Here is a 10,207-nt window from a genome sequence, read left to right as displayed (position 1 = left end):
TCCCCCGGGCCACCCGGGCGTGCGGGGGGCGCGGTACCCGCCGAAACCCAAATAACCGCCGCTCGGGGCCCGGCCCCCGGGGGCCGGGCCCTTCGCGTCGTCCTGTCCGGCCGCCGCCTAGAGGTAAGGCCCTCCGGTCCGTCCCGCGATGCCGCCGTCCTCTTCCTCCTCGCCGCCGCCCACACCGGGCGGCAACGCGCGCCGCATCGATTCGAGCTGCGCCCGCGCCGCCATCTGCTGCGCGAAGAGGGCCGTCTGGATCCCGTGGAAGAGCCCCTCGAGCCAGCCCACCAGCTGAGCCTGCGCGATGCGCAGTTCGGCGTCGCTGGGTACTCCGTCGTCGGTGAAGGGGAGGGAGAGCCGCTCCAGTTCCTCGACGAGCTCGGGGGCGAGACCGTCCTCGAGCTCCTTGACCGAACTGGCGTGGATCTCCTTGAGGCGCACCCGGCTCGCCTCGTCGAGAGGTGCCGCCCGCACCTCCTCGAGCAACTGCTTGATCATGCTGCCGATGCGCATGACCTTCGCCGGCTGTTCGACCATGTCCGTCACCGGGACCTCGCGGGATTCGTCGTCTCCGCCGCCGCCGAGTGCCATTCCGTCCTGGCCCACGACCAGGACCTGCGGGCTCTCGGGCGACCTTTCGTTCCTCGGCATCTCCATGCCGCCATTCTCTCGCACCCGTACATCACACATCGGTGGTGCCCCCATTTGCCGCTGATCCACCGTGTACGAAGGGGCCGGAGGTGTCAGTCGTCCCTCTGTGTCAGCCGTCCGTCCGTGTCAGCCGCGGCGCAGCCGCACCGCGAAGAACCCGAGACCGAGGCCGATCAGGACCAGGCCGCTGCCGAGCGGCAGGACACGAAGGGCGGGTACGACGGGCTCGGTGGCCGTCCGCCGGGAGACGTCGGACGCCGTGGTCGCCCGGCCCTGGGGCCGCACCTGGGCCGGGGTGTCGGCGTGCGTGGGGATCTGCCGCGGCGGCCTGCGGGGCGGCTCGGACGCCGCGGCCGACGGCGGGGGCTCGTCCCGGCCGGGCCTGGCACGTCCTTCACCGGAGACGCTCCCGGCGCGGGTCTCGCCGGGAGAGGGCTCGACCGCGTACGACGCGTACGAGAGGGAGACAGGGGAGACGGCCATCAGCACCGTCAGGACCAACAAGGGGCGAAGCCATGGAGTCACCGCGCCGGCTCCCTCCCGTTACCGGGTCGGAGAGATCACTGAAGCTGGAGCAAGCGTCACATGGTGACGCTTGTCCGGCATCTCGAGTGACCCGCGCCGCGACTAGCGGACGAGCAGCACCTTCCCGATGTGGTTGCTCTCCTCCAGCACACGGTGGGCGGCGGCCGCGTCACTCATCGGCACGGTCTGGTCGACGATCGGGCGTACGTGACCGGTGGCGATCAGCGGCCACACGTGCTCGCGTACGGCAGCGACGATCGACGCCTTCTCCTCCGCGGGGCGGCCCCGCAGCGACGTCGCGGTGACAGCGGCGCGCTTGTTGAGGAGCGTGCCGATGTTCAGCTCACCCTTGGCGCCGCCCTGCATGCCGATGATCGCGAGGCGACCGTTGGTGGCGAGGGCCTGCACGTTCCGGTCCAGGTACTTGGCGCCCATGTTGTCGAGGATGACGTCCGCGCCCGCGCCGTCCGTGGCCTTCTTGATCTCCTCCACGAAGTCCTGCTCGCGGTAGTTGATGAGGATGTCCGCACCGAGCTCCGCACAGAAGTCGAGCTTCTCCTTGGTGCCCGCCGTGACCGCCACCTTGGCGCCGACGGCCTTCGCCAGCTGGATCGCCATCGTGCCGATACCGCTGGAGCCGCCGTGCACGAGGAACGTCTCGCCGGGTCGGAGATGGGAAATCATGAAGACGTTGGACCAGACGGTCGAGGTCACCTCGGGCAGCGCGGCCGCCGTGACGAGGTCGACGCCGTCGGGCACGGGCAGCAGCTGCCCCGCGGGAACGACGACCTGCTCGGCGTAGCCGCCGCCGGCGAGCAGCGCGCACACCTCATCGCCGATCTTCCAGCCGGAGACGCCCGGCCCGATGTCGGTGACACGGCCCGCACACTCGAGGCCCGGATAGGGGGACGATCCGGGTGGCGGGTTGTAGAAGCCCTGGCGCTGGAGCAGATCGGCGCGGTTCACGGCGCTGGCCACGACGTCGACCAGCACCTCACCCTCGCCGGGTACGGGATCGGGGACCTCGGCCCATACGAGCGCTTCGGGTCCGCCGGCTTCGGGGATCGTGATCGCATGCATGCGGGCGAGGCTACTCTCTGCTCTTTCCCGACGGTCCGATTACGTGCGCAGACCTCCGCGCGGCGGATTCGACTTGGCGTCGGGCGCCATCGGTGACGTCGGCGTCGCCCGCACGATGGTGATCAGACGGTCCATCAACTGCAGCTTCCCGACGGCGGGATCGTCGTACCCGAGCACGCGGTGACCGCGTACGACACTCACGACGAGGTCGTCCGTCTCGCGGACCCCCATCCCCACCTCGGCCTTTATCACCGGCCGCTCGACGAGATCGAGCCCGCTGCCCTGCTGGATCAGGTCCTCCATGACCATGCCCGCGCTGGGGCTGAGCACGGAGAGACCGAGCAGTCGTCCCGCCGCGCTCGCGCTGGTGATCACGGCGTCGGCGCCGGACTGGCGGAGCAGCGGCGCGTTCTCCTCCTCGCGCACCGCGGCCACGATCTTCGCCCCCCGGTTCATCTGCCGGGCGGTGAGCGTGACCAGTACGGCGGTGTCGTCCCGCTGGGTCGCGATGATGATCTGCCGGGCTCGCTGCACCTCGGCACGCAGCAGCACATCGCTGCGCGTCGCGTCACCGATGACGCCCGCGTAACCCTCCGCTGTGGCGGCGTCGACGACCTTCGCACTCGGGTCGACGACCACGATCTGTTCGGGCTTCAGACCGGTCGCGCAGACGGTCTGGATCGCCGAGCGACCCTTCGTGCCGAAGCCGACGACGACGGTGTGTTCACGCAAGTTGGACCTCCAGCGGTTCAGACGCCATTCCTCGCGCGTACGTTCCGTGAGCACTTCGAGGGTGGTGCCGACCAGGATGATCAGGAAGAGCACGCGCAGCGGCGTGATCAGGAGAATGTTGCAGAGCCGCGCACTGTCGCTGTACGGGACGATGTCGCCGTATCCGGTGGTCGAGAGCGTGACGGTGGAGTAGTAGGCGGCGTCGAGGAAGTCGAGGCGGTTGTCCGAGTTGTCGTGGTAGCCGTCGCGGTCAATCCAGACGATGAAGGTCGTCAGGGCGAGCACCGCGAGCGCCATGAGGAGACGCTTGGCAACCTGCCGCAGGGGCCGCTCGACGATCTGGCGCGGCAGCTTGATCCGATGGGTGACGAGGTGCTCGTCGGGGTTGCGGGCGATGGCGTCATGGCCGGGAAGTTTCACGTGAAACACTCCCCGGCCGTGCCGGTGTGCAGGTCCGGCCCGATCCACGGGAGGTCGAGGACCTCCAGCTCCTGACCGCGCCGCGCGCCGCCCGGCGGTACGACCGCGAGCCCGTCCGCCACCGCGATCCCGCGCAGCATCGCCGGGCCGTTGTAGTGCAGGGGCACGGCGTGATCGGCGTTGAGGGTGACGGGGACGAGACGGGTGTCGTGCGGGTGCCCGTGCACGTCCTCGCGCAGCACGGCGGTGTACGCCGACGGGGCAGGGCGCCCCGAGAGCGTACGCAGCAGGGGCTCGGCCAGGGTCAGCAGGCCGGAGACCGCGGCCAGCGGATTGCCGGGCAGGCCGACGAGGTGCTGGTCGGGGCGGAGGCGGGCGAGCAGCATCGGGTGCCCCGGGCGGACCGCGACGCCGTCCACGAGGAGTTCGGCACCGATGCGGCGCAGGATGGGGTGAACGTGGTCGACCGGACCGGAGGCGGTACCACCGGTGGTGACGATGAGGTCGGCCGCGGAGCCGGTGAGTGCCTGGTGGAGCGCCTCGGCGTCGTCACCGAGCCTGCGTACGGCGATGACGTCGGCGCCGAGCGAGCGCAGCCAGGGCGGCAGCAGGGGCCCGAGCGCGTCACGGATGAGCCCCTCGTGGGGGAGCCCCTCGGTCAGCAACTCGTCGCCCAGGATCAGCACTTCGGCACTGGGCCGGGGGATCACGGGCAGTTCGTCGTACCCGGCGGCTGCCGCGAGTCCGAGCACCGCCGGAGTCACCAGGGAGCCGCTCGGCAGGAGTTGGTCACCGGAGCGGCATTCCTGGCCACGGGGCCGGATGTCCTGCCCTTGGGTGACATCACGCCGGGGGTGCAGCCGCCCCTTGTCGTCGGTGAGGCCGTGCTCGCTGCGGATGACGGCGGTGGCCTCCTGCGGGATCCGCGCCCCGGTCGCGATCCGCACGGCTTCCCCGTCGGAGAGCGGCTCGGGCCGCCCGTGCCCGGCGAGGATCCCGTCGGCCCGGACATCCCAGGGCCCGGGCCCGGCGACGACCCAGCCGTCCATCGCGGAGGTGTCGAAGGAGGGCAGATCGGTGAGGGCGACGAGGGGCGCGGCCAGCACGAGGCCGAGCGCTCGCCCCAGGGGGACGGTGACGGGGGCGGAGGTGGAGGGCACGGGCCGCGGGGCGCGCCCGGCAGCGGTGCGGGCGGCGGGCCAGGGGGTGATGTCGCGGTGCTCGGGGCGGGCGCTGGGGTCGGCGTCACCGCTGGGGGTGGGTGCGGTGGGGGCGGATGCGGTAGGAGTGGGTCCGGTGTGGGTGGGGCCGGTGGGGGTGGAAGCGTTGGAGGCGGGTGCGGGTGCGGCGGGGGGCTGGGGCACGGTGCCGTGGCCGGGGCCGCCCAGGTCGCCCAGGTCACCAGTGGCGTCCCGTGCGCTTCGGGGGTCGCCGCCTGTCGGCCCGGCGTCGGCGCGCCTGCCGACCCTGCGGTCGTGGTCGTCGTTCACCAGGGCGAGAGCCTCGTCGAGCTCGGCGTCCGGCGCGGGCTGCCCACTCATCCGGCGTCCGGCCGCATGTCGTCCCTCGCGCCCTGCCCCGGGTCGGGGCGGGTGTCCTGAGGCGTGGGGTCGGGGCTGGTGCTGGTGTCCTGAGGTGTGGCGTCGGGTTGCCGGGTGGCGTCGGGGCGGGGGGACTGCTGGGCCTGCTGGGTGGCGCCGGGGCGGATGGGCTGCTGGGCCTGCTGGGTGGCGTCGGGCGCGGCAGCCGGCTTTCCGCCGCGGATCGCCTCCGGCGCCACACCAGGCGCACCGGCGGGCCCCGCGTCGGAGTCGCCCTCCTGCGCCCACCGGGTGGCCAGCGCCGCCGCCTTGCGGGCCGCGTCGGCGACCGCTTCGGGCCCGCCACCCTGCGCGGCCAGCGCCGCCGCGTACCCCACCAGGAAGGTGGTCAGCGGTGCCGCAGGCCTGGCCACGCCGTGTGCGGCGTCGCGGGCGAGGTCGAGCAACAGGCCGGTGTCGACGTCGAGCTCGATGCCCAGTTCGTCCTTGACTGCGGAAATCCATTCATCCAACACGTGCCCATGCTCCCTGATGCGGGCCCGAGCGGCCGCGATGTCGTCCCAGGTGTCGCAGTCGAAGGAGGCCACCGCGTCGGTGACCCGAGTGAGTTCGAGCCGCGCGGTGAGGGACCGCAGCGGAAGTCCCGTCAGACCGTCGTGCTCGGCGGCGAGCTTCGCGATCTCACGCTTCAGCGCGGCACCGCGATAGGCGGCGACCAGCGGCTGATCCCGGCCGCCGGCATCTCTCAGGACAGCGCCGTCAGCGCCGCTCTCCCGCAACTCGGCGAGGAGGCCGCCCACCGTCCGCTCCTCCAGGAACGGCAGGTCGGCGGAGAGCACCACCACCTGCTCCGCCTCCGTACACCGCAGCCCCGCGTCGAGCGCGGCGAGCGGGCCCGCCCCGGCGGGTTCCTCGCGCGCCCACCGCACGGGTCGGGCGGTCGGGCGGGGCGAGGCGACGACCACGGTCGCCTCGGCGCCGGAACACGCGCCGAGCACGCGGTCGAGCAGTGCGCGGCCGCCCACCCGCAGGCCCGGCTTGTCCGCACCGCCGAGCCGCCTCGCGCCGCCGCCCGCAAGCACCACGGCGTCGTACGGAAGGGCGCTCGGGGAGGCATGCGGGGAGGCCTGCGGGGACGTGTTCGCGGCATCGGCCGTGGCGGCATGCCGAGGATCGGGCGGGTCGGCATGCCGACGATCGTTCGGGGCGGCGTCCGAAGTGGCGGAGTCAGCGCCACCCGGAGCCCTCTGCGCGGTCATGCCCCCGAGTATGAGCGCACGAAGGATCAATGCCACCCCTCGTACGGGGTCTCACATCACCTCTGTACGCAGACTCACATCACCGCGCCGTCGCCCGCACCACCGCCCCGGTCCTCCTCACACCGACCGCGGCAGCATCACGGGCCTCCTCACACCGACCGCAGCAGCATCGCGGGCTGCTCCACACAGTCCGCCACGAACCGCAGGAACCCGCCCGCCGTGCCGCCGTCGCACACCCGGTGGTCGAAGGTGAGCGAGAGCTGCACGACGTGCCGCACCGCCAACTCCCCCTGGTGCACCCATGGCTTGGGCACGATCCGGCCCACGCCGAGCATGGCGGCCTCGGGGTGATTGATGATCGGCGTGGAGCCGTCGACCCCGAACACCCCGTAGTTGTTCAACGTGAACGTGCCGCCCGTCAGTTCCCCCGGCGTCAGCTTCCCGTCCCTCGCCGACTCCGTGAGACGGATCAGCTCGGCGTTGACCGATTCGGTGGTCCGCGTGTGCGCGTCACGCACCACCGGGACGACCAGACCACGGTCGGTCTGCGCGGCGAAACCAAGGTGGACCCCGGCGAGCCGGACCACCTCGCGCGCCTCCATGTCCACGGTGGAGTTGAGCATCGGGTAACGAGTCAGCGCGGCCACGCTGATCCGGGCGAACAGCGCTAGCAGCGAGATTTTCTGGCCCGCGCCCTCCTTGGCTGCGCCCTCCTTCACGGCGGCGTTCATCGCGGCGCGCGCCGCGAGCAGTTCGGTCGCGTCGGCGTCGACCCAGCAGGTGGCCTCCGGTATCTCGCGCCTGCTGCGGGACATCTTGTCCGCGACGAGGCCGCGGATGCCGGTCAGCGGATAGCGCTCCTGCGCCCCCGTCGACACGCCAGGCGTCTCCTCGCTCGCCGGTCCCACCGGCGTGCGCGTGATCGGAGCCGTGTCCGCGGCCGTCCGCTCCGCCGCGATGGCGCTCTCCACGTCGGCCCGCATGATCAGCCCGTCCGGGCCGGTGCCCGTCAGTTCCCGGAGCTCCACGCCGTTCTCACGGGCCAGCTTGCGTACGAGCGGTGAGATGACCGGTATCGGGCCGTCGGGGCGGGGAAGGGTGCCCGGGTCCGCCGCGGTGCCGCGTTCGGCGGGCTTCTGCGGCCTGGAGAGATCCTCCCTCGGCCTGGAAGGCTCGCCCGGTGGGGCGGTCCGCGGTGCTGGCCGCGCGACGGTCTTCGACGCGGTATTCGATGCGGTCTTCGGCGCGGTCTTCGTGCCGAACCCCACCGATCGCACCCGCCTGCGCCGCGCGGGCGCCGCCGCCGTGCCGTACCCGACCAGCACGTTGCCGGACGACTCCTCGGCGGCAGCCGCCTGCAGGGCTCGCTCCGCCGGTTCCTCCGGGGCCGCAGACGCGGCCGCAGACATGTCCGCCGCTCCGGCCGGGGCGCCGACGGCGACCGTCAACAAGGGCGCTCCCACCGGCAGTTCGACCCCCTCCTCGCCGAACCGGGCCGTCACCACACCCTCGTACGGGCAGGGCACCTCGACCATCGCCTTGGCCGTCTCCACCTCGACGACGGGCTGGTCCACCGCGACGAAGTCGCCGACCTGCACGAGCCAGCGGACGATCTCCGCCTCCGTGAGCCCCTCACCGAGATCCGGCAGCTTGAACTCAAGGCTGTTCACGTTCAGACCGGGCGCCATCAGCTGTCCGCCTCCCACTGCAGCCGCGCGACCGCGTCCAGGATCCGGTCCACGCCCGGCAGGTGATGCCGCTCCAGCATCGGCGGCGGATACGGAATGTCGAATCCGGCGACGCGCAGGACCGGCGCCTCCAGGTGGTGGAAGCACCGCTCGGTGACGCGAGCGGCGATCTCGCCGCCGGGCCCGCCGAATCCGTTCGACTCGTGCACGACCACGGCGCGCCCGGTCCGCCGCACGGACGCGGCCACCGTCTCGTCGTCGAAGGGGACGAGGGACCGCAGGTCGACCACTTCGAGGTCCCACCCCTCGGCCACCGCCGCCTCGGCAGCCTCCAGGCAGACAGGGACGGACGGCCCGTATGTGAGGAGCGTGGCGCTGCGCCCGGGGCGCCGCACCACGGCTTTGCCTATGGGTTCAACGGCCTGCGGCGCGTCCGGGTTCCAGTCGGCCTTGGACCAGTAGAGGCGCTTGGGCTCCAGGAAGACGACCGGGTCGTCGGAGGCGATGGAGGCCCGCAGCAGGCCGTAGGCGTCGGCGACCGTGGCGGGCGTGACGACATGCAGCCCTGGGGTCGCCATGTAGTACGCCTCGGAGGAGTCGCTGTGGTGCTCGACTCCGCCGATGCCACCGCCGTACGGCACGCGGACCGTGATGGGCAGCGGCATCGCGCCCCGGGTGCGGTTGCGCATCTTCGCCACGTGGGAGATGAGCTGTTCGAAGGCGGGGTAGGCGAACGCGTCGAACTGCATCTCGACGACGGGCCGCAGCCCGTACATCGCCATGCCGACGGCCGTCCCCAGGATGCCGGCCTCGGCGAGCGGTGTGTCCGTGCAGCGGTCCTCGCCGAACTCCTTGGTGAGTCCGTCGGTGACCCGGAAGACCCCGCCGAGTGCCCCGACGTCCTCTCCGAGGACATGCACGGCCGGGTCGTCGGCCAGGGAGTCGCGCAGCGCGCGCCCGAGCGCCTGCGCCATGGTGGCCGGTTTGGCCGCCTTCTTGGTGGCCCGTTCGGCCGCGACCGTACTCATCGCGCGTTCTCCTCGCCGTTCATGCCGTTCATGCCATCCGTGCCGTCGGTGCCGTCCGTGCCGTGCTCGTCGGACGCCTCCAGCTCGGCCCGCAACTGAGCCGCTTGTTCGCGCAGTTGGGAGGTCTGCTCGGCGTACACGTGGCCGAACAGGTCCATGGGGTCGAGCTCGGGGTCCTGGTTCATGCGTTCTCGCAGATCGGCGGCCATGGCCTCGGCGTCGTCGCGGGCCGCCCGCATCCGGCTCTCGTCGAGGAGGCCGCGCTCGGTCAGCTCCCTCTCCAGAAGCACGATCGGGTCGTGCGCCCGCCAGGCCTCGACCTCGGCGTCCCCGCGGTAGCGCGTGGCGTCGTCGGCGTTCGTGTGGGCGTCCATGCGGTAGGTCACGGCCTCGACGAGCGTGGGGCCGCCGCCTTCCCGCGCACGGGAGACCGCTTCGCTCAGCACCTCGTGCATCGCCGCCGCGTCGTTGCCGTCCACCAGGCGTCCCGGCATTCCGTACCCGACGGCCTTGTGGGCCAGGGACGGGGCGGCCGTCTGCTTGTCGAGCGGCACGGAGATCGCGAATCCGTTGTTCTGCACCAGGAAGACGACGGGTGCCTGCCAGACGGCCGCGAAGTTCAGCGCCTCGTGGAAGTCGCCCTCGCTCGTGCCGCCGTCGCCCACCATGGCGAGCGCGACCACGTCGTCACCCTTGAGGCGGGCGGCGTGCGCGAGTCCCACGGCGTGCGGGAGCTGGGTCGCGAGAGGGGTGCACAGGGGCGCTATGCGGTGCTCGCGCGGGTCGTACCCGGTGTGCCAGTCGCCGCGCAGCAGGGTCAGCGCCTGGACGGGGTCGAGGCCTCGGGCGACCGCGGCGAGCGTGTCCCGGTAGCTGGGGAAGAGCCAGTCCCGCTCCTCCAGGACGAGCGCGGCGGCCACCTCGCACGCCTCCTGACCGGTGCTGGAGGGGTAGACGGCGAGTCTGCCCTGCTTCGTCAGGGCCGTCGCCTGCGTGTTGTACCGCCGTCCGCGCACCAGCTGGGCGTACAGACGGGCCAGGAGCTCCTCGTCGGCCTTGCCGGCGGCCTCGGTGCCCAGGACGCGATACGGCTCGGCGTCGGGCAGCAGCGGCGCGGGATCGGTCCTGAGCTGCCATGCGGGTGGCGGGGTGGGCCGGTAGACGCCCCGCTGCTCCATGACCGTCATGTCGGCACCTCCATGTGGAAGCGATCTCCTCGTGGGAGCGGCAAAGGAGGCGCGGCAATGTGAGGCGCCTCACCTACCGATTGTTCGGTCGTC

General features: G+C 72.2%; 8 protein-coding genes and 1 pseudogene. All 9 read right to left on the bottom strand.

Annotated features, from left to right (window positions below):
• Positions 1 to 117: 117 nt before the first annotated feature.
• Complete coding sequence (locus ACWGIH_RS41335) at positions 118 to 660, bottom strand: bacterial proteasome activator family protein (protein WP_249588835.1); 543 nt, start codon at positions 658 to 660, stop codon at positions 118 to 120.
• Positions 661 to 780: 120 nt separating this feature from the next.
• Positions 781 to 1,179 carry a hypothetical protein gene (locus ACWGIH_RS41330; RefSeq protein ID WP_453451380.1) on the bottom strand — a complete coding sequence of 133 codons (399 nt, stop codon included), beginning with the start codon at positions 1,177 to 1,179 and terminating at the stop codon, positions 781 to 783.
• 102 nt (positions 1,180 to 1,281) lie between these two features.
• Complete coding sequence (locus ACWGIH_RS41325; RefSeq protein ID WP_453451379.1) at positions 1,282 to 2,259, bottom strand: NAD(P)H-quinone oxidoreductase; 978 nt, start codon at positions 2,257 to 2,259, stop codon at positions 1,282 to 1,284.
• Between the two features lie 39 nt (positions 2,260 to 2,298).
• Positions 2,299 to 3,420, bottom strand: a complete 1,122-nt coding sequence (locus ACWGIH_RS41320; RefSeq protein WP_453451378.1) for a potassium channel family protein — start codon at positions 3,418 to 3,420, stop codon at positions 2,299 to 2,301.
• On the bottom strand, positions 3,408 to 4,952 hold the full coding sequence (locus tag ACWGIH_RS41315; RefSeq protein ID WP_453451377.1) for a molybdopterin-binding protein: 1,545 nt from the start codon (positions 4,950 to 4,952) through the stop codon (positions 3,408 to 3,410). The genes ACWGIH_RS41320 and ACWGIH_RS41315 overlap by 13 nt, the downstream gene beginning before the upstream one ends.
• A gap of 224 nt (positions 4,953 to 5,176) precedes the next feature.
• A pseudogene (locus ACWGIH_RS41310) lies at positions 5,177 to 6,037 on the bottom strand (NTP transferase domain-containing protein); the annotation flags it as partial.
• Between the two features lie 323 nt (positions 6,038 to 6,360).
• Complete coding sequence (locus ACWGIH_RS41305; protein ID WP_453451376.1) at positions 6,361 to 7,899, bottom strand: dihydrolipoamide acetyltransferase family protein; 1,539 nt, start codon at positions 7,897 to 7,899, stop codon at positions 6,361 to 6,363.
• A complete protein-coding gene (locus tag ACWGIH_RS41300) occupies positions 7,899 to 8,927 on the bottom strand; it encodes an alpha-ketoacid dehydrogenase subunit beta (RefSeq protein ID WP_453451375.1) in 1,029 nt (342 codons plus the stop codon). Before ACWGIH_RS41300 ends, ACWGIH_RS41305 begins: the two co-directional genes overlap by 1 nt.
• Complete coding sequence (gene pdhA / locus ACWGIH_RS41295; RefSeq protein ID WP_453451374.1) at positions 8,924 to 10,114, bottom strand: pyruvate dehydrogenase (acetyl-transferring) E1 component subunit alpha; 1,191 nt, start codon at positions 10,112 to 10,114, stop codon at positions 8,924 to 8,926. The genes ACWGIH_RS41300 and pdhA overlap by 4 nt, the downstream gene beginning before the upstream one ends.
• Positions 10,115 to 10,207: the final 93 nt, after the last annotated feature.

The sequence above is a fragment of the Streptomyces sp. NPDC054872 genome (genome assembly GCF_053610705.1).
The sequence above is the reverse complement of the archived record's forward strand: the minus strand, read 5'-3'. Positions and strand labels throughout refer to the sequence as shown.